This is a genomic window from Streptomyces typhae, assembly GCF_009755605.1.
Taxonomy (GTDB): domain Bacteria; phylum Actinomycetota; class Actinomycetes; order Streptomycetales; family Streptomycetaceae; genus Streptomyces; species Streptomyces typhae.
Genome location: NZ_WPNZ01000002.1, coordinates 493,039 through 515,869, shown reverse-complemented (window position 1 = coordinate 515,869; position 22,831 = coordinate 493,039). Strand labels below are relative to the sequence as shown.

Annotated in this window: 19 protein-coding genes and 2 tRNA genes; 16 read left to right on the top strand and 5 right to left on the bottom strand. The window is 72.0% G+C overall.

Going from position 1 to position 22,831, the window contains the following annotated elements; translation table 11 throughout:
* Window positions 1-94: 94 nt before the first annotated feature.
* Both GPA10_RS06460 and GPA10_RS06455 read left to right on the top strand, forming a co-directional pair.
* A complete protein-coding gene (locus tag GPA10_RS06460; RefSeq protein ID WP_058845704.1) occupies window positions 95-751 on the top strand; it encodes an SCO2584 family spore wall biosynthesis protein in 657 nt (218 codons plus the stop codon).
* Window positions 752-921: 170 nt separating this feature from the next.
* A complete protein-coding gene (locus tag GPA10_RS06455; RefSeq protein ID WP_157164570.1) occupies window positions 922-1,995 on the top strand; it encodes an SCO2583 family membrane protein in 1,074 nt (357 codons plus the stop codon).
* 54 nt (window positions 1,996-2,049) lie between these two features.
* On the opposite strand, the gene GPA10_RS06450 is transcribed toward GPA10_RS06455, so the two are convergent.
* Window positions 2,050-3,183 (bottom strand): M48 family metallopeptidase, encoded by a 1,134-nt coding sequence (locus GPA10_RS06450; RefSeq protein WP_246258800.1) that lies wholly within the window; start codon window positions 3,181-3,183, stop codon window positions 2,050-2,052.
* Between the two features lie 100 nt (window positions 3,184-3,283).
* On the opposite strand from GPA10_RS06450, the gene GPA10_RS06445 reads away from it, so the two are divergent.
* The 7 genes from GPA10_RS06445 to GPA10_RS06420 all read left to right on the top strand — a co-directional run bounded on the left by GPA10_RS06445 (window position 3,284) and on the right by GPA10_RS06420 (window position 7,953).
* Window positions 3,284-3,565 (top strand): hypothetical protein, encoded by a 282-nt coding sequence (locus GPA10_RS06445; RefSeq protein WP_157164569.1) that lies wholly within the window; start codon window positions 3,284-3,286, stop codon window positions 3,563-3,565.
* A 140-nt stretch (window positions 3,566-3,705) separates the two neighbouring features.
* Complete coding sequence (locus GPA10_RS41625) at window positions 3,706-3,873, top strand: hypothetical protein (protein ID WP_198351518.1); 168 nt, start codon at window positions 3,706-3,708, stop codon at window positions 3,871-3,873.
* Between the two features lie 113 nt (window positions 3,874-3,986).
* Window positions 3,987-4,637: a nicotinate-nucleotide adenylyltransferase gene (nadD, locus tag GPA10_RS06440; protein WP_058845700.1), complete on the top strand. Its 651-nt coding sequence runs from the start codon at window positions 3,987-3,989 to the stop codon at window positions 4,635-4,637.
* 16 nt (window positions 4,638-4,653) lie between these two features.
* Entirely contained in the window at window positions 4,654-6,444 is a 1,791-nt protein-coding gene (locus GPA10_RS06435; RefSeq protein ID WP_343040414.1) for an LCP family protein, read from the top strand.
* 198 nt (window positions 6,445-6,642) lie between these two features.
* Complete coding sequence (rsfS, locus tag GPA10_RS06430; protein WP_058845698.1) at window positions 6,643-7,101, top strand: ribosome silencing factor; 459 nt, start codon at window positions 6,643-6,645, stop codon at window positions 7,099-7,101.
* Window positions 7,098-7,739 carry a histidine phosphatase family protein gene (locus GPA10_RS06425; RefSeq protein ID WP_343040413.1) on the top strand — a complete coding sequence of 214 codons (642 nt, stop codon included), beginning with the start codon at window positions 7,098-7,100 and terminating at the stop codon, window positions 7,737-7,739. The genes rsfS and GPA10_RS06425 overlap by 4 nt, the downstream gene beginning before the upstream one ends.
* A gap of 141 nt (window positions 7,740-7,880) precedes the next feature.
* Window positions 7,881-7,953: transfer RNA gene (locus tag GPA10_RS06420), tRNA-Ala, on the top strand.
* Between the two features lie 61 nt (window positions 7,954-8,014).
* Here GPA10_RS06420 and GPA10_RS06415 read toward each other — a convergent pair.
* The gene (locus tag GPA10_RS06415; RefSeq protein WP_157164568.1) at window positions 8,015-9,043 is read right to left on the bottom strand and encodes a helix-turn-helix transcriptional regulator; all 1,029 of its coding nucleotides are present in this window, start codon (window positions 9,041-9,043) and stop codon (window positions 8,015-8,017) included.
* A 94-nt stretch (window positions 9,044-9,137) separates the two neighbouring features.
* Between GPA10_RS06415 and GPA10_RS06410 the strand changes: the two genes are divergently transcribed.
* Both GPA10_RS06410 and GPA10_RS06405 read left to right on the top strand, forming a co-directional pair.
* Window positions 9,138-10,601: an MFS transporter gene (locus GPA10_RS06410; protein WP_198351517.1), complete on the top strand. Its 1,464-nt coding sequence runs from the start codon at window positions 9,138-9,140 to the stop codon at window positions 10,599-10,601.
* Between the two features lie 269 nt (window positions 10,602-10,870).
* On the top strand, window positions 10,871-11,104 hold the full coding sequence (locus GPA10_RS06405; protein ID WP_016643127.1) for a hypothetical protein: 234 nt from the start codon (window positions 10,871-10,873) through the stop codon (window positions 11,102-11,104).
* On the opposite strand, the gene GPA10_RS06400 is transcribed toward GPA10_RS06405, so the two are convergent.
* On the bottom strand, window positions 11,083-12,384 hold the full coding sequence (locus tag GPA10_RS06400; RefSeq protein ID WP_343040412.1) for a glycosyltransferase 87 family protein: 1,302 nt from the start codon (window positions 12,382-12,384) through the stop codon (window positions 11,083-11,085). The genes GPA10_RS06405 and GPA10_RS06400 overlap by 22 nt on opposite strands.
* Before the next feature lie 114 nt (window positions 12,385-12,498).
* Between GPA10_RS06400 and GPA10_RS06395 the strand changes: the two genes are divergently transcribed.
* Window positions 12,499-12,571, top strand: a tRNA-Ala gene (locus tag GPA10_RS06395).
* Between the two features lie 255 nt (window positions 12,572-12,826).
* Here the strand turns inward: GPA10_RS06395 and GPA10_RS06390 are convergent.
* Complete coding sequence (locus GPA10_RS06390) at window positions 12,827-14,422, bottom strand: ferredoxin (RefSeq protein ID WP_343040411.1); 1,596 nt, start codon at window positions 14,420-14,422, stop codon at window positions 12,827-12,829.
* Complete coding sequence (locus tag GPA10_RS06385) at window positions 14,419-15,915, bottom strand: cytochrome b/b6 domain-containing protein (protein WP_246258798.1); 1,497 nt, start codon at window positions 15,913-15,915, stop codon at window positions 14,419-14,421. The genes GPA10_RS06390 and GPA10_RS06385 overlap by 4 nt, the downstream gene beginning before the upstream one ends.
* A 425-nt stretch (window positions 15,916-16,340) precedes the next feature.
* On the opposite strand from GPA10_RS06385, the gene leuS reads away from it, so the two are divergent.
* From leuS to GPA10_RS06365, 4 genes are all read left to right on the top strand, one after another.
* A complete protein-coding gene (leuS, locus tag GPA10_RS06380; RefSeq protein ID WP_157164566.1) occupies window positions 16,341-19,259 on the top strand; it encodes a leucine--tRNA ligase in 2,919 nt (972 codons plus the stop codon).
* A 166-nt stretch (window positions 19,260-19,425) separates the two neighbouring features.
* Window positions 19,426-20,259 carry a hypothetical protein gene (locus GPA10_RS06375; protein ID WP_343040410.1) on the top strand — a complete coding sequence of 278 codons (834 nt, stop codon included), beginning with the start codon at window positions 19,426-19,428 and terminating at the stop codon, window positions 20,257-20,259.
* 121 nt (window positions 20,260-20,380) lie between these two features.
* Window positions 20,381-21,226, top strand: coding sequence for a DegV family protein (locus GPA10_RS06370; RefSeq protein WP_157164565.1), 846 nt, complete (start codon window positions 20,381-20,383; stop codon window positions 21,224-21,226).
* Window positions 21,227-21,824: 598 nt separating this feature from the next.
* On the top strand, window positions 21,825-22,763 hold the full coding sequence (locus GPA10_RS06365) for a ComEA family DNA-binding protein (protein WP_343040409.1): 939 nt from the start codon (window positions 21,825-21,827) through the stop codon (window positions 22,761-22,763).
* The last annotated feature ends 68 nt before the right edge of the window (window positions 22,764-22,831 follow it).

Here is a 22,831-nt window from a genome sequence, read left to right as displayed (position 1 = left end):
CGAACGTCACGGGGTGGTGGGGCGACGAGGGTCACCACCCCTGAATTCCCGTTCTGTCTGCCCAAATTGCCCACTTCAGGTCTACGCTGGATGCGTGCCGGAGGACGTGGGGGGCATGCCGTTTCCCGACGGCTGGGAGCCCGACGACGACCGCGATCACGGGGATGCGGACGAAGAGTTCGCCTCCGTGGTCTTCGACGAGGATTTCGTGCGCGCCGCCGAGATCCATGAGCCCACCGCGGTGGAGCGGCTGCTCGCCGCCGCCCAGGCACGCGCCGAGGCGTCGGAGGCCGAGGCCCGCCGCGGCCGTACCCGCCGCCGCGGCACGGGCAGCCCGGACGACGACTACGACGACTACCCGTACCACGACGGGTACGGCCCCGACGACAACGGCGAGTTCGGACCCGACTACGCCGATTACGCGGAGTACGCCGACGACGCCGACGACCGGGACTTCCTGGAAGGCGGCCACGGACGCTACGGCAGATACCGGCGGTACGGCCGCCGCAACCCCAAGGTCCGCTGGCACCGCCCGGTCGCCTGGATGCTCGCCCTCCTCCTGGGCATAGGCATGGTCGCCTTCGCCTTCGCCGCGGTGTACCGCGGCGCGGCATCAGGCCGCCAGGACCGGATACCCCCGCCCGCCACCACCGAGATCGAGCAGAACGCGGGCCCCGCCGACGCCGGAACCCCCTCCGCCTCGGCCGACTTCGGCCAGTCCCCGGTGCCCGCGGAGCCCCGCAGGCCCTGACCGCGAAAGCCCCGGCCCGCGCCCGACCGCACCGCCCGCGTGCCCGGCCCGCGCCCTTCCGCGCCCTCGACGCACCCGCGCGCCCAACTGCGCCGCAGTCGCGAGGAGTTGTCAGAAGTTGTCGCGTACCAGGGCGTTTACCTCGACGCCACGAGACCTACTCTGAAGGTATGGGCGGGCCAGGAGAACCACCTTCGGGGACACCCGAGGGCGCTCCCGAAGGTCCCGGGGGCGAGGACGAGTACCGATCCGTCGTCTTCGACGAGTCGTTCGTGCGCGCTGCGCGACTGCAGGAGTTCTCCGCGCGTGAACGCATGAGTGATCACGCGCGTGCCGTGCGCCGCAGGCCGAGCCCGCACCGCCGCCTCTCCCGCCAGGTCGTCGTCCTCGTCGTCCTCATCGCCGTCGCCTTCGGCACCGCGATCTACATGGGGGTACGGCACCCCTACGGCAGCCCGGCGGCCAAGCGCCCCGACCCGCTGCGGATGACCGTGATCCCGCTCGCGCCCCAGGGCCGGGTGCCCGGCTCGGCGAAGGTGGCCGACCTGTTCGCCAGGAGCCCGGCCGCGCAGTTCCGCCTCGGCGCCGGCGGCATCAATCTGCCCGCGACGCGGCGCACCGCCCACTTCTCCGAGGACCAGGTCGTCTCCGCCCTCACCACGGCCAAGGACTACCTGGTCGAGTCCTCGCTCGACCCGGACGTCCTCATGGGCCGCGCCGTGCGCTCGCCCCGCGTCCTGCTCGACCCGGGCCAGCTCGACCAGTTCGACGAGAGCCTCGCCCACCCCGCGGCCGACGGGCGGCACGCCCCCACCGGCTGGATGGTGCGGTTCGACCCGGCGAGGACGGCGCTCGCCGACCCGGGGGTGCGCGTGCAGGGCACCCTGCGGGCCGCCGAGACCGACAAGGAGACCCTGGAGGTCTCCTCCGACCACACCTTCGTCTACGCGCTGCGTCCCGCCGCCACCGACCAGCGCGCGCGGGCCTCGCTGTTCACCGTCCGGCGCGAGCTGCACTTCCGCTTCGACCGCGACGACCTGCGCATGCACCAGGCCGAACTGCTCGTCTCCTACATCCAGGCGGGTCCCCTCGCCTGCGCCGCCGACACGACGCGGGTCCTCCGCCCGCTGTTCGCGGACGAGCGGGCGAAGGCAGGCGGCCCCGCGGGCACCGACCCGTACGCGACGGGGAGCGCGACGGCGCTGTGCGGGACGCTGGCGGGGGCGGCGCAGCCGAGGCTGTGAGGCCTCGGCCGGTGCCTGAGGCGCCTTGGCCGACTGCTCCCCGCCTGAGTCGTTCTACTCGTTGCCGTCGGTGGGGCGGTCCGAAGGGGTGTCGCCCGGTCCTCCCGGCCCTCCCGGTCCTCCGGGTGCGCCACCGCCGTTGCCCGGCTGCCCGGTGAACTTCCCGCGCAGCTTGCCGCCCAGGTCGCCCGCGCCGCCCGCGATGTCCGAGACCAGCTTCATCAGCGGGTCCTTGCTGGTGCGCACGTCCTCCGCGTACGACGACGCGGACTGCCGGAAGGAGTCGGTGACCGAGGTGTCCGAATCCTCGTCGCGGCGCGGGTAGTGACCGTCCATGATGCGCTGGTAGTCGCGGGTCGCGGCCCACTTCTTCAGCTCGGCGGCGCGCACGGTGGTGAAGGGGTGCGAGCGCGGCAGCACGTTCAGGATCTTCAGGACGGAGTCGCGCAGGTCGCCGCCCGCCTCGTACTCCTCGGCCTGCTCCAGGAACGCGTCCACGTTCATCTCGTGCAGGTGGTTGCCACCGGCGATCTTCATCAGGCCGCGCATGGACGCCTGCAGGTCCTGGCCCACCAGCAGGCCCGCGCGGTCCGCGGACAGCTCGGACTTGCGGAACCACTCGCGCAGCGCGGTCACGATCGCCATGATCGCGACATTGCCGAGCGGGATCCACGCCACCTTCAGGGCGAGGTTCGTCAGGAACAGCAGGATCGTGCGGTACACGGAGTGGCCCGAGAGGGCGTGGCCCACCTCGTGGCCGACGACCGCCCGCATCTCCTCCTCGTCGAGGAGCTCCACCAGGCCGGTCGTGACGACGATGATCGGCTCGTCGAGACCGATGCACATGGCGTTGGGCTTCGGGTCCTGCTGGACGTACATCGCCGGGACCTTCTCCAGGTCCAGGATGTAGCAGGCGTCCCGGAGCATGGTGTTCAGGTGGGCGAACTGGGCGTCGGATACGCGTACCGAGTCCGAGAGGAACAGCAGCCGCAGGCTGCGCTCGGGCAGCAGCCCGCTGAGGGCCTTGAAGACCGTGTCGAAGCCGGTGAGTTTGCGCAGGGCCACCAGGGCCGAGCGGTCCGCGGGGTGCTCGTACGCCCGGGACGAGATGCCGGGGAAGCGCCTGCGCTGCCTGCCGGGCACGTTCTCCTGCCCGTGCCCCGCGCCGTTGTGGTTGCCGTCGGTCATGCCGCATCCCCCATGTCGTGTCCGATCTGTGCCCCCGAGACGAACCCCAGCCTAGGCGGAGATACCGTGGCGAGGCAGCACACAGAAGGAGTCATCCGCCATGGAGCACATCTCCGCAGCCGAAGCCCTCACCCTCGCCGCCCACGCCGCGGGCAAGCAGGGTCCGGGCAACCTGCTACGCGTCGTGCTGATCGTGATGGTGGTGGGCTGCGTCCTGGTGGCCTGGCTGCTGTTGCGCGGGTACCGGCAGGGGAACGAGCGTAAGGACGCGCCGGCGGGTGCGGACGGTTCCCCGGACGGCGTGGCGGACCGTACGCCGAGTGGCGGGTTGTCGGACAGCCGTACGCCGAGTGGCGGGTCGTCGGACAGCCGCGAGAGCTGATCGCGGGCGGAACGGGCGCCGGCGCGGGCCCGCGTCCCGTACCGCAACGGTGGAGTCGGCGTGATCGCCGCCCGGGTGCCCGCATACGATGGCCCCGAGTCTTTATCCCGATCCCACACACCGGATAGGTCCTGCTGACGATGAGCCTCCACAGCAACGCCGCCGCCCAGCTGGTCTCCCTCGCCTCCGAGGGCGGCGAGCACGGCGGCGGCCACGAAAGCCTCAGCCCCTACGTCACCGGTGGCGGCGCCCTGCTCGCGCTGCTCCTGCTGCTGTGGATCACCACCCGCTTCAACCGCGACCGCTGAGCCCCGGGGCCCGGCCTGCCGGTCGGCCGCGGGCAGGGACGGCTGACGGCCCGGCCGCGGGCCCGGACGGCTGACGGCAGGACCCGCTCGCCGGGCCGGTAGTGTCTGCACGCATGGGAGAGCAGGACATGCCGACCGGCCCTCAGGGCGGCCCGGGCGCGGGACCGGCGAGCGCCGCCAAGCGCCGCCTCGGCGTCATGGGCGGAACGTTCGACCCGATCCACCACGGACACCTGGTGGCGGCCAGTGAGGTCGCCGCCCAGTTCCACCTCGACGAGGTCGTGTTCGTGCCGACCGGGCAGCCGTGGCAGAAGAGCGACAAGAAGGTCTCGCCGGCCGAGGACCGCTATCTGATGACGGTCATCGCGACCGCCGAGAACCCGCAGTTCTCGGTCAGCCGCATCGACATCGACCGCGGCGGCCCCACCTACACCACGGACACTCTGCGCGATCTGCGCCGCCTCAACCCCGAGACGGACCTCTTCTTCATCACGGGCGCCGACGCGCTCGGCCAGATCCTCACCTGGCGGGACACCGAAGAGCTGTTCTCGCTGGCCCACTTCATCGGCGTCACCCGGCCCGGCCACACGCTGGCCGACCCCGGCCTGCCCGAGGGCGGGGTCTCGCTGGTGGAGGTGCCCGCCCTCGCCATCTCGTCCACGGACTGCCGCGCGCGGGTCGCGGGCGGGGATCCCGTCTGGTATCTGGTGCCGGACGGCGTGGTGCGTTATATCGACAAGCGCGAGCTGTACCGCGGCGAGTGAGCCGAGAGGGGCACCGGTGAACGACCGACAGTACGACCCTTATGCGGGCCAGGACCCGTATGCGGGTCAGTACGCGGGTGACGCGGCCCCGTACGCGGGCGACGCGGCGGACCAGTACGAGGTCGTCGGGTACGACGAGTACGGGCAGCCGGTGTACCAGCTGGTGCGGCAGCACCAGGTTCCTCCGCAGGCGCAGCCTTCGTACGACTCGTATGACTCGTACGACTCGTACGGCAGGTACGACAACACGTATGCCGCGCAGCAGCACCAGCAGCACCAGCAGCACCAGCAGCACCAGTCACAGCAGGCCCAGGGACATGGGCCTGACCCTTACGCCTCGGGTGTGGTGCCGCCCCAGTCGCATGCGGCGGAGGAGCAGGGCGGCTGGATTCCGCAGCAGCAGCAGCACGCGCCGCAGCAGCACGCACCGCAGCATCACGCGCAGGAGCACGCGCCGCAGCATCACGAGCCGAAGCAGCAGCATCACGAGCCGCAGGCGCCACATGAGCCCCAACAGCCCCCTCAGGCCCACGAGTCCCAGGAACCCCCCGAGTACCGGACCGAGCAGTTCTCGTTCATAGAGGAACCGGACGAGGAGTCCGAAGACGTCATCGACTGGCTGAAGTTCACCGAGAGCCGCACCGAGCGGCGCGAGGAGGCCAAGCGGCGCGGCCGTTCCCGCGTCGTCGCGCTCGTGGTGGTGCTCGTGCTCGCGGTCGTCGGCGGCGTCGGCTATCTGTGGGCGGCGGGCGACCTGCCTGGCCAGTCGGAGGAGAAGTCCGGCGGCGCCGCCGCCACCGGCCCGCAGAAGCGTGACGTGGTCGTCGTGCACCTGCACAACACCAAGGGCGGCGGCACGTCCACGGCGCTTCTGGTGAACAACACCACCACCAAGCGCGGCACCACCGTCCTGCTGCCCAACTCCCTCGCCATGACGGGCGACGACGGCAGCGGCACCACGCTCGCCAAGTCCGTCGAGGACGACGGCTCGACCGGGACCCGCGAGGCGATCGACACCGCGCTCGGCACCCATGTCGAGGGCACCTGGCGTCTGGACACCCCCTACCTCAACAACCTCGTCGAACTCGTCGGCAACATCGACATCGACACGAACGCCGACGTCCCCGACCCGAAGGCGAAGAAGAAGGGCGAGGCGCCGCTCGTCAAGAAGGGCGAGCAGCAGACCCTCAGCGGACCGATGGCCGTCGCGTACGCCACCTACCGCGCGCCCGCCGAGGCGGAGAACGCGCAGCTCACCCGGTTCGGGCAGGTCATGCAGGGCATCCTGCGCAAGCTGTCGTCCGACCCGCAGGCCGCGACCGTCACCGTGCAGTCGCTCGCGCAGATCCTCGACCCGTCCCTGAAGGAGAAGGACCTCGGCACCTTCCTCGCCAAGCTCGCCGACCGCGCCAAGGGCGGTGACTACGCCACCGCGCTGATGCCCGTGCAGCAGGACGGGACGCTGTCCGAGAAGACCGGCGCGAGCATGGTCAAGGACGTCCTCGGCGGCACGGCGAAGAGTCCGGAGCAGGGCGCGGCCGTACGGGTCGGTGTGAAGAACGCCACCGGCGACAAGGACGCCACCCAGAAGGCCCGGATCGCCCTGGTCAACGGCGGCTACACCTTCGTCGACTCCGGCACCGGCTCGGGTTCGTCGGCGACGTCGCAGGTCACCTACGCCGACGCGGCCAAGAAGGCGGAGGCGGAGGAGGTCGCCAAGACCCTCGGCCTGCCCGCGAGCGCGGTCAGCAAGGGCAAGGCGGCACCGAACGCGGATGTGTCGGTGGTGCTCGGCGGGGACTACTAAATCCTTCAGGTCCTTCCGGGTCCTTCCGGGTCCTTCCGAGACCCTGCCGGGGTCCTTCCGAGACCCTGCCGGGGTCCTTCCGGGGTCCTGCCGGGGCTTCGGGAGGGTCCCGGAAGGACCGCGAAACAATCTTCTGGGGAGCCGTGGGCGGTCCGTGAGACCCTTGAGGGGTATTGCCCATCGAAGGAAAGCTCTCTAGTGACCGCCACGGACCGCTCCACCGAGCTCATCACCGTCGCCGCCCAGGCGGCCGCCGACAAGCTCGCGCACGACATCATCGCGTACGACGTCAGCGACGTGCTGTCGATCACGGACGCCTTCCTGCTCGCCTCCGCACCCAACGACCGCCAGGTCAAGTCGATCGTCGACGAGATCGAGGAACGCCTGAACAAGGAGCTCGGCGCCAAGCCGGTGCGCCGCGAGGGCGACCGCGAGGCCCGCTGGGTCCTGCTCGACTACGTCGACATCGTGGTGCACGTCCAGCACAGCGAGGAGCGGGTGTTCTACGCCCTCGAGCGCCTGTGGAAGGACTGCCCCGAGATCGCCCTGCCGGAGGACGCCAAGGCCACCCGTGGCAAGGGCGCCGAGTACGCCGAGCGTCAGCAGGCGGCCGAGGAGGCCGGAGTACTGCGCGATCTCGGCGGTGAGCTGCGGTGAACAACCGCGGCTGCCGCATCATCCTGTGGCGCCACGGCCAGACCGCCTGGAACCTGGAGCGGCGCTTCCAGGGCACCACGGACATCGAGCTGACCGACACGGGCGTCGCCCAGGCCCGGCGCGCCGCCCGGCTGCTCGCCTCGCTGAAGCCGGACGCGATCGTCGCGTCCGACCTGAAGCGGGCCGCCGCCACGGCCGCCGAGCTGGCCGCGATCACGGGCCTGGACGTCACCCACGACGAGGGCCTGCGCGAGACGTACGCCGGGGCCTGGCAGGGCCTCACCCACGACGAGATCATCGCCACGCACGGCGAGCAGTACGCCGCCTGGAAGCGCGGCGAGCCGGTGCGCCGCGGCGGCGGTGAGCTGGAGACCGAGGTCGCCGACCGGGCCGCTCCCGTCGTCCTCGCGCACGCCGAGAAGCTGCCCGACAACGGCACCCTCGTCGTGGCCAGCCACGGCGGCACGATCCGCACGACCATCGGCCGCCTCCTCGGCCTGGAGCCGCACCACTGGGAGGGCCTCGGCGGGCTCTCCAACTGCTGCTGGTCCGTCCTCGGCCAGGGCGCACGCGGCTGGCGCCTGCTCGAGCACAACGCCGGCACGCTGCCGGAGCCGGTGCTCGGCGACGACGACTAGCGGGCGACCGGGCCCGTCGTCGCCCCCTCCCGCCGCCCTCCCGGAGGCGATTTCGCATTCGGGCAGGTCGCAGGCTAAAGTTCTTCTTGTTCGCCCCGCCGAGCGGGACGAAACACCGTGCGGCTCCGCCGCGTGGGACGAGGGGCTATAGCTCAGTTGGTAGAGCGCCTGCATGGCATGCAGGAGGTCAGGAGTTCAATTCTCCTTAGCTCCACAATCCCGGTCCCGTCCCCTTCCAGGGGGCGGGACTTTTTGTTCCCTCCCTTTCCCGCGCCTCACGTCTCACGTGGCGCGTCTTTCTCGTATCGCATGGCCTTCTCCCAGTTCACTGCGCACGCCGCCGCCGACTGCCGCAGCCGCTCCATTCGTGTCCGCGTGTCCTCGTCGTCCGGTGTGTACGCCACGATGCGGCACTCCGGCATGCCGTTGATGGACAGCGACACCGACGTCATCCGCAGCTCGCCGACCGCCTTGTGCCGGAACGTCTTGACCCGCGGGCCCGGCGGCACCACGTCACCGCTCGCCCACAGCCGCGCGAACATCGGGCTCGCCGCGGACAGTTCCCGTACGAAGTCCTCCCAGGCGGGCTCGCCCACGTGTCTGCCGTACGCCCCGCGCAAAGTCGCCACCATCACCGGCAGCTCCGAGTCCCGGAAGACCAGCGGGCAGTCCGGCTCGGGCACGACGAACAGCGTCCACAGCACGTTCGCCACGCCTATCGCCGCCACCTCCGGGACGAAGAAGAGGTGGGTGTAGGCGACGTTGGTGGCGAGGATGTCGTACCGCGAGTTGTAGACCACCGCCGGGTGCGGGTCCAGGGCGTCGAGGATGCCCTGGATCTCCTGGCCCACCACCGTCGCGGCCGCCTGGTGCCGCGCGACGTACGGCACCTGCGCCAGCTGGTACAGATGCTCGCACTCCGCCTTGTCCAGCCGCAGCGTGCGCGCGACGGCGTCCAGGACCTGGGCGGAGGCGTTGATGGGGCGGCCCTGCTCCAACCACGTGTACCACGTGACGCCGACGCCGGAGAGCTGGGCGACCTCCTCGCGGCGCAGGCCCGGGGTGCGGCGGCGGGGGCCGGGCGGCATGCCCACGTCGGCGGGGGTGACGCGGGCGCGCCGGCTGCGCAGGAAGGCGGCCAGCTCGGTGCGGCGGCGGGTGGGGCCCGGTGCTGATCCGTGTGGCGACGCCTGAGCCGGTGCCTGGGCCTGTGCCTGGGCCATTCCTGAAATCGGTGCCGGTGCCGGTGCCGGTGCCGTCGGTTCGGTGATCCCCCGCATGTCCATCGTCGTCACGTCCCCCATCCTCGGCCCCTGCCCCAGCCGTTGCCAGGTGCTGCCAGTACCAGCATCAGCGGGCTCTCACTCCCCGTATCGGAGTGAGGCCACGCTCAGGGGCATGACCACATCGACCCCAGCCCCGGCGGCCCCCGCCCCAACTCCTGCGTCCAGTAAAGCCCCTGGCACTGACAACGGCCCCGGGCGCCTGCTCGCCGTCGTCCTCACCGCTCAGTTCATGGCCCTGCTCGACGTGTTCATCGTCAATGTCGCCGCGCCCTCCATCCGCGTCGACCTGCACGCGTCCGGCGCCGGGCTGCAACTCGTCATCGCCGGCTACACCATCACGTACGCCGTGCTGCTGATCACCGGTGCCCGTCTCGGCGAGCGGCTCGGCCACCGCCGCGTCTACCTGGCCGGCCTCGCCGTGTTCACCGCCGCCTCGCTGGCCTGCGGGCTGAGCCAGAGCACCGGGCAGCTGATCGCCTTCCGGCTCCTCCAGGGCGCGGGCTCCGCCGTCATGATCCCGCAGGTGCTCAGCCTCATCCAGCGGAACTTCACCGGTGAGGCGCGGATGAAGGCGCTCGGCGCGTACTCGGCGGTGCTCGCGACCGGTGCCGCCGCGGGGCAGGTCGTCGGCGGCGTCCTCGTCAGCGCCGATCTGTTCGGCACCGGCTGGCGGCCGGTCTTCCTGGTGAACGTGCCGGTCGGCGCGGTGCTCCTCGTCCTCGCCGCACGCGTGCTGCCCCGCGACGACAGCGGTGCGCAGGGGCGTGCGCGCGGCCTGGACCTGCCGGGGCTCGTGCTGCTCGGTGCCGCCGTGTCGGCGCTCACGGTGCCGCTGGTGCTCGGCGAGCAGGAGGGCTGGCCGCTGTGGACGTGGATCTCGTTCGGCGCCGCCGCCGTGGTCTTCGCGGTGTTCTGCGGATACGAGGGGCGGCTCGCCCGGCGCGGCGGTGCGCCGCTGATCTCGCCGCGCGTCCTGCGAGTGCCCGGCATGGGCCTCGCGGTGTTCCGGCTCGCCACGGTGATGGCGGTCAACTCCGGTTTCCTCTTCGTGCTGTCGCTGCACATCCAGGGCGGGCTCGGCTTCAGCGCGCTGCGCGCAGGGCTGACGTTCGCGCCGATGGCGATGGTCTTCGGAGCGGTCGGCCTGACCTGGCGCACCTGGCCCGCCGCGCTGCAACGGGCGCTGATCCCCGCCGGGTTCGCACTGGCGGGGGTGTCGGCCCTCGCGGTGGGGTTGCTGCTGCGGGACGGCGACGACGGCGGCCCGCTGCTGTACGCGGCCTTCGCCGTCGGCGGCGTGGGGCTCTCGCTGGGCTTCAGCCCCACCCTCACGCGCGCGTTGGCGACGGTGGGGCAGCAGGACGCGGCGGACGCCAGTGGACTTCTCGCCACCGTCACCCAGCTCGGACAACTCACCGGTGTCGCCGCTTTCGGCGCGATTTACCTCGGTGGCATTGAGTCGCAGGGGGCTCCTGGGGCGTATACATCGGCGGACGCGCTCCTGGTGTGCTTCTACGCGCTCGCCGGGGCGGCCGCCCTGGGTGCCGTGTCCGGACTGGTACGTATGCGTCGCTGACCGGCTCGCCGTGGTCGTGGCAGAATCGACGGGGCCGGAAGGGGACAGCACCAAAGCGCCGACGGTGACCCGACGGGAGGGAGAGCGCGATGCCTGCGAGCATCCTCGAAGAGGCCCGAAGCCTCTTCGGAGCGGCGGACATACGGATCGGGGACGCCACGCTCCTCCACTGCCCTTCCTGCGGTTCGGCCCATGTGGCCCAAGTCCTCGGAGACAACGGCGGAGTCAGTTACGTGTGCACGGCCTGCGGCCACAGCTGGAGCTGATCGATGGGTGCACACAGGCGTAAATGCGACTGGTGCGGCAGCGGTACGCCGATCGTCCGCGACATGGAACCGGTCAACCCGGACTATCAGTACTGGTGCGAGGAGTGCGCACGGGCGCTGATCATAAAGGGCGACCCCATCGAGACGTACCGCGAACTGGAGGGCGAGCCGATCTACGGCCGCCTCCTGGACGAACACTGCACCCTCAAACGGTTCTACTCCTTCGCCACCGCCTGAACGTCCGCCCCCGCCCGAGGAGCCCGGCGGGGCTCCGCGGACGGCGGCGTGGAGGGCGAACCGTGGTCCCCGCGCGCACGCCTCACCACCGTGCGCGCGGTGACGGCGAGGAACGCCGCAGCGGCCAGCGGATAGATCGCGGACAGCGTCATCTGGCCAAAGTTCTGGTCGAGTTCCGGCCGTCCAGGAGTGTGCGGCACCCACCACAGGGCGTACGAACAGAACACCAGGGCAAGCCCGCCCGCCGCCGCCCAGCGGCCCGTGCCGCCCCACCGCGTCGCCCGCGACCACAGCAGCAGCACCATCGGCACGCACCACACCCAGTGGTGCGACCACGACACCGGACTGACGAGCAGCGCGGTCGCCGCGCAGGCGGCCGCGCCCCAGGCCCGCTCGCCCCGTGCCGCCGCGGCCACCGCCACGGCCAGCCCCACCGCGCAGACGAGCCCCGCGCACACCGCCCAGAGGACGCCCGGGTCCGGGGTGTGCAGCAGCCGGGCGAGCACCCCGCGCACGGACTGGTTGGCGGTGTTCTCCGGGCGCCCGGCCCGGTCCGTGGAGAAGATCACCCGGGTCCAGAAGGTCCGTGAGTCGGCGGGCAGCACCACGGCCGCGCAGAGCGTCGCCCCCAGGAACGTGGCGGCGGCCACGCACGCGTGCCGTACGGCAGGCCGCCACACGCCCCGCCGTGCCGCGACGGCGACACCGACGAGCAGCAGGAAGACGGCGAACAAGGCGGGCGTGAGCTTGATCGCCGCGGCGAGCCCGATGCCCGCCCCCGCCCACCGGTGGCCGGGGCGCCGGGTCAGGTCCCACATCACCAGGACGGCGAGCAGCAGATTGATCTGCCCGTAGCGCAGGGTCGTCCACACCGGCTCCGCCCACACGGCGAGCGCTGACGCCCACAACGCGGTCGCCACGCGCGCGTGGCGCCGCTCGCCGACCAGGAGCAGGGACAGCCGTACGAAGACGACGAGGAGCAGCAGGTTGCCGAGCGTGGCCAGCGGACGCAGGTCCGCCGGTTCCAGCAGGGTCAGCGGTGTGAACAGCAGCGCCGAGAACGGTGGGTACGTCACGGGCAGGTCGGCCTCGGTGGCCCGCAGCGCGTACAGGTCGACACCCGACCGCACGGCCAGGCCCTCCGTGCGGTAGACGAGCAGGTCGAGCATCGAGACGTCGGCCGCGCGCTGCGCGGCCCAGAAGAGGACGAAGGAGAGCAGGCAGCCCAGGGCGGCGAGAGGCACCTGGCGGCGGACGACGGTGGTCGCGATCACGGTCACGAGGGCGGACGGTAATGGTCCCGTGCGTACGCCCGGGAAACGATTTGGTGGACTGCGGGGGTGACCGTGTAATGTTGGCGGAGCCGCCGGGGAAACCGGGCGGAGCAGCAACAAGGGGCTATAGCTCAGTTGGTAGAGCGCCTGCATGGCATGCAGGAGGTCAGGAGTTCAATTCTCCTTAGCTCCACAGCAGATGAGTGGGCCACCCGATCCGGGTGGCCCGCTTTTTCGTGTTCTCAGCGTTCTCCGTGTCTCAGCGTTCTCCGTGTTCTCGGCGTTCTCCGTGTTCCCCACGTTCAGCGTGTTCGTCGTGTTCAGCGTGTTCTTTGAGTCCCTCGCGGTCCGCCCGCCTCGGACGCCTCTGACGTGGTCGTCCCGAGAACGGTGACTCGGGCCACACGGCACCCGAAGGTGTGACCCGAGTCGCAGTCCCGGAACGCCGTCACTGCCGTCCGCTGCCGAGCGCCCTGCGGATGCGGCCCCGCGGCAGCATCGCCGGAGCCGTGGACGGGGCCGGTCCGGGGGCGCCGGTGCGGTCCTCCTCGACGCGCAGGGCGAGGGCCGGGCAGCGGCGGACGGCACGCTGGGCGCGGGCCTCCGCGTAGCGCGGCACCGCCGCCTCCGCGACCGCGGGGAAGCCGTCCGGGCCGAGCTGGATCAGCTCGGGGACGATGTCCGCGCACAAGCCGTGGCCCTGGCACAGCGTCCAGTCGACGGCGAGCTTGCGGCCGCTGGACGCCCCGCCCTGCGGGCTCTCCTCGTGCAGCGGCAGGACGCCCTCCACGGGCCGCCCGCAGCCGCCGCCGAGGACGTGCGCGGCGAGATCGTCGGTGAAGGCCGCGATCGAGGACTCCAGGAACGCCGCCGAGCCGTCCGGGTGCTTGCACGCACCCCGCCGCTTCACCGCCCTCGTCACCTCGCGCAGCGCCTCCAGGGCGGTGGGCCCGCCGCCGTCCAGGACGTCCGCGAGGCCGCGGGCGGCGGCGGGCAGCCCCAGATAGCAGGGGCCGCACTGGCCCGCGCTCTCGGCCGCGAGCCAGTGCGCCACCCGCAGGGACTCGCCCAGCGGACAGGTGTCCGGGCCGATGGGCAGGACCGCGCCCGCCCCGAGAGCACCCCCACGGGCCTCCAGGGAGGCCCCTGAGACGACCGCGTCGTGGGAGGCGACCGCGTCCAGCCACCTGCCGTGATAGCCGCCCGTCAGGACGCCCTGCGGCAGCGACGGCGCGCCGGCGAGCTGCAGAACGTACCGCAGGGGCACTCCGGTCGGGACCTCCAGGACCATGGGCCGCGCGACCGCGCCGGAGAGGGTGAGGAGCACGGTGCCTGGCTCGTCGCGCAGGCCGGTGCGGCGGTAGCGGTCCGGGCCGATCCGGGCGGCGACGGCGAGCTGCGCGAAGGTCTCGGCGTTCGACAGGAGCGTCGGCGCTCCGCCGACGCCCGACTCCGACGTGCGCACCTTGCGTCCCGGGGGCAGCGGCGGACCGCCGTCCGCGGACCGTACGAGGGCCGACGACTCGCCGGTGACCATGCGCACGGGATTGCGCTGCACGCGCGCGCGGAGACTCGAACCGCGCCGGTCGCCGAGGCCGCGCTCGGCCAGCGCCGCCCGCGTCGACGCCTCCGTGGAGTCGCGTGTGACCCCGACGACGAGCGTGCGGGCGCCCAGCGCCTCCGCGGCGAGGAGGGCGCCGTCGAGGACGAGGTGCGGGGCGCGGTTGATCAGGACGGTGTCCTTGCGGCAGGCGGGTTCGTCCTCGCTGCCGTTGACGACCACCACGGGGCGCACCCCCCGCCGGATCGCGGCTTCCGCGACGGCCCGCAACTTCTTGGCGAACGGGAAGCCCGCACCGCCGCGGCCGCGCAGCGCGATCTCTTCGGCGAGGGTGGCGAGCCGCTCGCCCGCGATCGGTTCCAGCGGGCCGTGCACCTTGAGGTGCATGGCGAGGTCGAGCCGTTCGACCAGGTCGAAGCCCGAGGTCAGGAGCGGAAGCCCGACGACGCGGACTTCGGGGACGTCCGGCAGGGACGTGTTCACTTGCTGCCTCCGGTGGGGGCGTTCCAGGGTTCGCCGGTACTGGGTGCCTGGAACGGGCCGAGTAGCTGCTGCGTGCCGGGGCCGCCTTGCGCCGGCGGGGGCGCGGACGGCGGCGGGGGAGGTCCGGGTGCGGGCGGCTGGTGAAGGGGCTGCGGCCCGGTCGCGTACGGATCGGCTGCGGGGCTGGAACCCCTGTCTCCGTAGTAGTCGTGTCGGGTGTCCTGGTGGCCGTACCGGCCAGCCAGGGTGTCGTCACCGACGTCCACGGAGCCGTACCGGCCCGCCGACGCGGCGTACCTGCTGTCCGGGAAGTCGTACCTGCTGTCTACGGGGGCATACCTGCTGTCTACGGAGACGTATCCGTTCTCTACAGAGGCGTATCCGCTGTCTACGGAGAGGTGCGGGAGGGAGGCCGTGGGGGCCTCCGCAGGAGGTGGGGGAGAGGGGGTGGGCCACCGGGGTGTCACGGTGGGCAGCGCCTCGGTGGGCTGGAGGTCCGGGGGCAGGTCCGTGTCGTGGCCGGAGGGTGTGGCCAGCGCGCGGTAGGCGGCGGCCATGCCGGAGACGGGGTGCTGGTCGGGCGGCGCGGCGGCGAAGCGGCCCGATGCGGTGCCGGGCAGCGGCGTGGAAGCGGTGTCCCACGCGGGAGCGGAGCTTTCGCGGCGCCGGGACCCGGACGGCGCGGGCCGCTCGTCCGGTTCGAGGAGGGCGAAGACCTGGGCGGCGACCTTGCGCTTGACCGGGAGCGGGGCCGCGCGCAGCGCCACCGCCCCGGCCACCGCGAGCAGGCACAGGCAGTACAGGGCGACCACCCAGGGCTTCGGGGCGCGGCCCGCGTACAGGCCGTGGATCAGGGCGGCGCACCAGGCCGGGTAGGCCAGCATGTGCAGGGCCCGCCACCGGGACGCGACCTGGACGGGGGAGACGAAGGCGCTGCGCAGGGCGCCGGTGACACTGGTGGTGATCATGAGCAGGCCGGCGAGCGAGCCGAGGCCGATGAGTCCGTCGCCCCCCGTCACACCGAGGCCGAAGGGCACCAGGGCACCCACGAAGGACACGTGGTCGAGCGCGAGCTTCACGGTGCCGTGCAGGAGCAGGAAGCCCACTGCCGCGATCGCCGTGCCCCGGTGCACGGCCTGGGCGAGCAGTCGCTGACGCGAGCGCAGGAAGAGCCGGTCGGAGGCGACCAGGCCCCACATCACGGACGCGGTCAGGGCCACCAGGGACAGGACGCCGGTGGTGAAGTCGAGGGCGGCCCGGAAGCCGTCGCCACCGGCGAACACGGCCAGGGGTATCAGCAGCAGCGCGGCGACGGTGGCCAGGGAGCGGACCGCTCTGCCCGGCCGCCGGTAGGTGGGAAGGGCGGGTGAGGACGCGGCGGGTGCCGAGGGGCCGACGGGCGGGAAGGGGGCGGAGGTCCGGGAGGAGCGCGTGGGGGAGGCGGGGGGAGCTGAACGCTGGGGCGTCTCGCGACGCGGGTTCAGAGGGTTCATGGGGCGACTCCGAAATGGTCCGATCGCCGCATGCTAGGTCGCGCCATACCGACGGGTACGTGGTTTGAGTTATTGCGTTGTTATCAAAGCGCGACTCGATCTTGGTGTTGCCCCGATAGTGGCGGTACGCGGGGTAACCCTTGGCCAAGGCTGTGGCGCGGGTGAGGCGAGGTGGGACGTCCTGCCGCTGCCGCCCGGCCGGGTCGAAGCCCGGACAAAGCGCGTCGCCCGGCTCCGGAGCCCTGCGGTACCCTGACGCCATGCGTGCCGTACGCCTTCTGCTTAGCGGGCCGCGCTGATCAGTCCCGACCGTGCAGTGAACACGGTCGGAATCGGCGCGGCGTCCCCTCCTGTGCGAGGGGCATTTTTGTTTGGCCGTCCGGCCATGTCCGCAGGCAGAGACGATCGATGGAGCTTTGAAGACCATGAGCGAGACGAATTCCTCCGCCACCGCTGAAGGCGCGGGAGGCGCGGGAGGCGCCCCCTCGGCCGCCGAGGCGGCCGCACCGCACCGCTACACAGCCGCCCTGGCGGCCCGGATCGAGGCGCGCTGGCAGGACTTCTGGGACGCCGACGGCACGTACGAGGCGCCCAACCCGAGCGGCGACCTGGCCGGTGACCCGGCCGTCGTCGAACGGCCCAAGAAGTTCATCATGGACATGTTCCCCTACCCCTCGGGTGCGGGCCTGCACGTGGGCCACCCCCTGGGGTACATCGCCACCGACGTCTTCGCCCGCTTCCAGCGCATGACGGGCCACAACGTCCTGCACTCCCTGGGCTTCGACGCCTTCGGCCTGCCCGCCGAGCAGTACGCCGTGCAGACCGGCACGCACCCGCGCGTGTCCACGGAAGCCAACATCGACAACATGAAGGCGCAGCTGCGCGCCCTGGGCCTGGGCCACGACAAGCGCCGCTCCTTCGCGACGATCGACCCGGACTACTACAAGTGGACCCAGTGGATCTTCCTGCAGATCTTCAACTCCTGGTACGACGACGAGGCGAAGAAGGCCCGCCCGATCGCCGACCTGATCGCGCAGTTCGAGAGCGGTGAACGCGCCGTACCGGGCTCCACGCGCGCGTGGCACGCACTGGACGCCAAGGAGCGCGCCGACGTCCTGAGCGGCTTCCGCCTGGCGTACGCCTCCGACGCACCCGTGAACTGGTGCCCCGGCCTGGGCACCGTCCTGGCCAACGAGGAAGTCACCGCCGACGGCCGCTCCGAGCGCGGCAACTTCCCCGTCTTCAAGTCCAAGCTGCGCCAGTGGAACATGCGCATCACCGCCTATGCCGACCGGCTGATCGACGACCTGGACGCGCTGGACTGGCCGGAGGCCATCAAGCTGCAGCAGCGCAACTGGATCGGCCGCTCCGAAGGCGCCCGCGTCGACTTCCCCGTCGGCTCCGAAGGCGACAGGATCACCGTCTTCACCACCCGCCAGGACACCCTGTTCGGCGCCACCTACATGGTCCTGGCGCCCGAGCACGAGCTGGTCGACGGCATCGTCCCCGCCGCCTGGCCGGAGGGCACGCACGACGTGTGGACCGGCGGCCACGCGACGCCGGCGGAAGCCGTCGCCAAGTACCGCGCCTTCGCCGCCGCCAAGTCCGACGTGGAGCGCCAGGCCGACGCCAAGGAGAAGACCGGCGTCTTCACCGGCGCGTACGCCACGAACCCCGTCAGCGGCGAGCAGGTCCCGGTCTTCATCGCCGACTACGTCCTGATGGGCTACGGCACCGGCGCGATCATGGCCGTCCCGGCCCACGACAGCCGTGACTTCGCCTTCGCCCGCGCCTTCGAACTGCCGATGCGCTGCGTCGTCGAGCCCTCGGACGACCGGGGCACGGACCCCGCCACGTGGGACGACTCGTTCGACTCCTACGAAGCGAAGATCATCGGCTCGACGGGTGCGCGGATCTCCCTGGACGGCCTGGTGGTCGTCGAGGCCAAGGCGCGCATCACGGAGTGGCTGGAGCGCGAGGGCATCGGCCGGGGCACCGTCAACTTCCGGCTGCGCGACTGGCTGTTCAGCCGCCAGCGCTACTGGGGCGAGCCCTTCCCGATCGTCTACGACGAGGACGGCGTCGCGCACGCGCTGCCCGAGTCGATGCTGCCCCTGGAGCTGCCGGAGGTCGACGACTACAGCCCCCGCACCTTCGACCCGGACGACGCCGACACCCAGCCGGAAACCCCGCTGTCCCGCAACGGCGAGTGGGTCCACGTCACCCTGGACCTGGGCGACGGCCCGAAGAAGTACCGCCGCGAGACCAACACCATGCCCAACTGGGCCGGTTCATGCTGGTACGAACTGCGCTACCTGGACCCGCACAACGACCGGCAGCTGGTCGCCCCCGACATCGAGCAGTACTGGATGGGCCCCCGCGAGGGACAGCCGACCGGCGGCGTCGACCTGTACGTCGGCGGCGCCGAGCACGCCGTGCTGCACCTGCTGTACGCCCGCTTCTGGTCGAAGGTCTTGTTCGACCTGGGCCACATCTCGTCGGCCGAGCCGTTCCACAAGCTGTTCAACCAGGGCATGATCCAGGCCTACGTCTACCGCGACAGCCGGGGCTTCCCCGTCCCCGCCGCCGAGGTCGAGGAGCGCGACGGGAAGTTCTTCTTCGCCGGCGAGCAGGTCAAGCGCGAGCTGGGCAAGATGGGCAAGTCCCTGAAGAACGCGGTCACCCCGGACGAGATCTGCGAGGAGTACGGCGCGGACACGCTGCGCCTGTACGAGATGGCGATGGGCCCCCTGGACGTCTCGCGCCCGTGGGACACGCGCGCGGTGGTCGGCCAGTACCGCCTGCTGCAGCGCATGTGGCGCCTGATCGTCGACGAGGCCACCGGCGAGCCGACCGTCGCGGACACCGCGCCGGACGAGAACACGCTGCGCGCCCTGCACAAGGCGATCGACGGCGTGCGCCAGGACCTGGACGGCATGCGGTTCAACACCGCCATCGCCAAGATCACCGAGCTGAACAACCACCTGACCAAGGCGGCGGGCCCGGTACCGCGCTCCGTCGCCGAGGGCCTTGTGCTGCTGATCGCTCCGCTGGCCCCGCACGTCGCCGAGGAGCTGTGGCGCAAGCTGGGCCACACCGACTCGGTCGTCCACCAGGACTTCCCGGTCGCCGACCCCGCGTACGTCGTGGACGACACCGTGACCTGCGTCGTGCAGATCAAGGGCAAGGTCAAGGCCCGCCTGGAGGTCGCGCCGGGCATCTCCGACGAGGAACTGGAGAAGGTGGCCCTGGGCGACGAGCGCGTGGTCGCGGCGCTGGCCGGCGCGGGGATCCGCAAGGTCGTCGTGCGGGCACCGAAGCTGGTGAACATCGTGCCGGTCTAGGTCTAGGTCCGGGCGGGGCCGGGACTGGGTCCAACTGGTCGTCGGCCGCCGCGCGTCGGGGTAGTCCCCTACGGGCAGCTTGGGGGTTCCGCTGGAACCCTCGGGCTGCCCGCTGCGTTTACCGTGGAGACGGCAGAATGTGTCGCCAGGCCGAAGGAGAAGCATCGTGGAAGCCGTGATCGCAGTGGTCGCGCTGCTCTTCCTGCTGTTCCTGGGGGTGGGCGCGTATGCGACGGTCAAGGTGGTCGGCGCCGCCCGCCGGGGCATGGACCGCACGATCACGCAGGCCCGCCGCACGGTGGAGGACACCACGCTGCGCGCGAGAACCCTCGCCCAGCCCGGCGCCGTCGGCGAGCTGGCCCAGCTGCGCCTCAAGCTCCGCACGTCGATGCGGGCGACCCAGGACTCGCTGCGCGCGGGCGTCGCCGAGGACGCCTCCCTGCACGAATCCCTCGCACTGTTCCAGCGCCTGAGCGCCCACGGCCACGAGCTGGACGACGAGCTCAAGCGCCTGGAGCGGGAGCCCGACCGGATCGAGCTGAGCCAGCGACTGCCCGCCCTGCGCGAGCGCACCGAGCAGATCGTCAAGGCCGCCGACTCCCTCCGCTGGGCGGCCCGCGACCGCGCCACCAAGTTCGCGGACGACGACCTGGACCTGCTCAAGGAGCAGATCGACATGGAGACGGGCGCCCTGCGGCACTGGAAGACGACCCCGCCGCCGGACGACCAGCCGCTCACGTCCTGGTCCGACTCCGCCACGACAGCGGGTCCCGGCCCGGCGAGGCCCGCCTCGAAGCCTGCGCCCAGCCCGGCGCAGACGCCGCGGTCACAGGCGCCGCAGTCACAGACATCGCAGTCACAGGCCTCGCAGCCGCGGACGTCCGCCTCCGAGGAGCCCGACCGCGCCGCCCAGGAGCCGTCCAGGCCCGCGATCTCCCCGCCGGCACCGCAGCCGACGTACTCCTGGCAGAAGAAGCCCAAGCCGGAGAGCACCACCTGACGCGTGCACCGGCTCCGGCCGGTCCTCGCGGGCCCCGCCCGTGCCCGCCCGGAGCCCGCGGCTCCTCCGCGTGCAGGGGTCGGACTGCCGCACCGGGGTTCCTGCGGGTAATCTCCAGCTCATGTCCCGCCATGTCGCGATCGTCACCGATTCAACGGCCTACCTGCCGCAACGGACGATGGAGCGGCACGACATCACCGCGGTCCCCCTCACCGTGGTCCTCGGCCACCAGGCCCTGGAAGAGGGCACCGAGATCTCGGCCCGCTCCCTGGCGCAGGCCCTGCAGAAACGGCAGTCCGTCACCACCTCGCGCCCCAGCCCCGAGGTCTTCGCCCAGACATACCGCAAGGTCGCTGAGGCAGGCGCCACCGGCATCGTCTCGCTGCACCTCTCCGCCGAGTTCTCCGGAACGTACGACGCCGCCGTCCTCGCCGCACGCGAGGCGCCGGTCCCGGTACGGGTCGTGGACACCGGCATGGTGGCGATGGCCCTCGGCTTCTGCGCCCTGTCCGCCGCCGAGACGGCGGAGTCGGGCGGCTCGATGGACGAGGCGGTGGCCGCTGCGGAGAAACGGGCCGCGGCCATGTCCACGTACTTCTACGTCGACACACTCGACTATCTGCGGCGCGGCGGCCGCATCGGCGCCGCACAGGCCCTCCTCGGCTCCGCGCTCGCGGTGAAGCCGCTGCTCGCCCTCGACGACGGCCGCATCGAGATGCTGGAGAAGGTGCGCACGGCGTCGAAGGCGATCGCCCGCCTCGAAGAGATCGTCGTCGAGCGGGCGGGCGCCCACGACGTGGACATCGCGGTCCACCACCTGGCGGCCCCCGACCGCGCGGCGACCCTCGCGGACCACCTGCGCGACCGGGTCCCGTGCCTGGCGGAACTCCACGTCAGCGAGGTGGGCGCGGTGATCGGGGCGCACACGGGGCCAGGGCTCCTGGGAGCTGTGGTCTCACCTCGCTGAGGCGCCTCGCCCGTACGCCGGTGCGTGCCGCCTTATGCGGATACACACGGCTACATGTGGATGTGCGCGGATGTGCGCGGATGTGCGCGGTGATATGCGGATGTTGGCGGATGTTGCGGACATTCATCGATGCCCTTGCACACGATGGTCACGGCGCTCGCTCGTGCGGGTGACGACGTTGTCCACAACTGCTGAGTAATCCCCGGGAATTGGCCAAGATCAACGCGATGTCGGTGTCAGGCCTAGCGTTTTCGGCATGGCACTTCGATCACCGTCACGGACGGAACACAGCAGGTCGGTGGGGCACGGCAGCCCGGTGGAACACAGCGGGTCGGTGGAGCACGGCAACCTGGCTGACCGCAGCGGCCCGGCGGAGCACAAAGGCCCAGCGGAGCGCAGCGGCTCAGCGGAAGACAGCAGTCCGGCGGAACACCACGTGGCCGTCGGCCACATGACCCGCCGCCACGCCCGGCGACGAGCCCGACGCAGGCGAGCGGCGGCGGAGGCGATGCGGTTGCGGGCGGAGACGCTGTTCGCTGAACCGGGGCTGGGGCCAGGCGCCGGGCCGGGACCGGAACCAGGGCTGGGGCCGGGGACGGTGGCAGGCACCGCCGCTCGGGCGGATCCGGGGATTCTGCCTCGGACGCACGCAGGAGCGGAGCCCGAGCCGCCGACGGAGCCGTCCCCTGAACCGCGGGCCGAGCCCGTCGCCGAGCCGCCGTCGTGGCGGACGCGGGCCGGGCTCGCGGTGCGCGAGCGGCTGCCGGTCTGGCTGCGGTTGCGGTGCGGTGTGGAGCGCCGGAACGTCGTGGCCCTCGGTCTCGTCCTGGTCGTGGCCGCTGTCTTCGCGGCGCAGCACTTCTGGTCCGGGCGCACGCAGTCGGTGCCGCCGCCGGAGGTGGTGGGCGCGGCAGGCCAGGGCGGCGAGGCCGAGCCTTCCCCCGCACCGGGAACGCCTCCGGGTACGCCCTCGGGAACGTCGCCGGGACCGGACGCGGGCACTTCGGCGGCCGGGACCGGCGGGGTAGTCGTGGACGTCGGGGGCAAGGTCCACGATCCCGGGGTGCGGCGGCTGCCCGCAGGCTCGCGTGTGGCCGACGCGTTACGGGCGGCGGGCGGGGTCCGCGCGGGCGTGCGGACGGACGGCCTCAACCGGGCCCGGCTCCTGGTGGACGGCGAGCAACTCGTAGTAGGTGCCCCCGCACCGGCGGGCGTGGGCTCCGGGCCGGGCGGAGGAGCCCCAGGGCCGGTACCGAGCGGCCCGGGGACGGCCGGGTCGGGCGGATCCACCGGAGCGGAAGCCGGATCCACCGGAGCCGTGGCCGGATCCACCGGTACTGGGACCGGGCCCGTCGGCCTCAACACGGCCACCGTCGAGCAACTCGACACATTGCCCGGCGTGGGCCCGGTCCTCGCGCGGCACATCATCGACTACCGCACGGAGCACGGCGGATTCCGATCCGTGGACGAGCTCAGGGAAGTCAACGGCATCGGCGAGAAGCGCTTCGCGGACTTGCAGAACCTGGTGCGGCCGTGAGGCGCGCGGGACGGCCGCCGACCGTCCCCGCTGCCGTAGGGGGTGGCGACTCCGTGGCGCTCGGCCGA

Coding starts and splice junctions, on each gene's coding strand:
- nadD (WP_058845700.1), top strand. CDS start 3,987: ATGGGAGAGCAGGACATGCCGACCGGCCCTCAGGGCGGCCCGGGCGCG.
- GPA10_RS06415 (WP_157164568.1), bottom strand. CDS start 9,043: ATGGGGGACGTGACGACGATGGACATGCGGGGGATCACCGAACCGACG.
- GPA10_RS06405 (WP_016643127.1), top strand. CDS start 10,871: ATGGGTGCACACAGGCGTAAATGCGACTGGTGCGGCAGCGGTACGCCG.
- GPA10_RS06410 (WP_198351517.1), top strand. CDS start 9,138: ATGACCACATCGACCCCAGCCCCGGCGGCCCCCGCCCCAACTCCTGCG.
- GPA10_RS06370 (WP_157164565.1), top strand. CDS start 20,381: ATGTCCCGCCATGTCGCGATCGTCACCGATTCAACGGCCTACCTGCCG.
- GPA10_RS06385 (WP_246258798.1), bottom strand. CDS start 15,915: ATGAACCCTCTGAACCCGCGTCGCGAGACGCCCCAGCGTTCAGCTCCC.
- leuS (WP_157164566.1), top strand. CDS start 16,341: ATGAGCGAGACGAATTCCTCCGCCACCGCTGAAGGCGCGGGAGGCGCG.
- GPA10_RS06450 (WP_246258800.1), bottom strand. CDS start 3,183: ATGACCGACGGCAACCACAACGGCGCGGGGCACGGGCAGGAGAACGTG.
- GPA10_RS06445 (WP_157164569.1), top strand. CDS start 3,284: ATGGAGCACATCTCCGCAGCCGAAGCCCTCACCCTCGCCGCCCACGCC.
- GPA10_RS06455 (WP_157164570.1), top strand. CDS start 922: ATGGGCGGGCCAGGAGAACCACCTTCGGGGACACCCGAGGGCGCTCCC.
- GPA10_RS41625 (WP_198351518.1), top strand. CDS start 3,706: ATGAGCCTCCACAGCAACGCCGCCGCCCAGCTGGTCTCCCTCGCCTCC.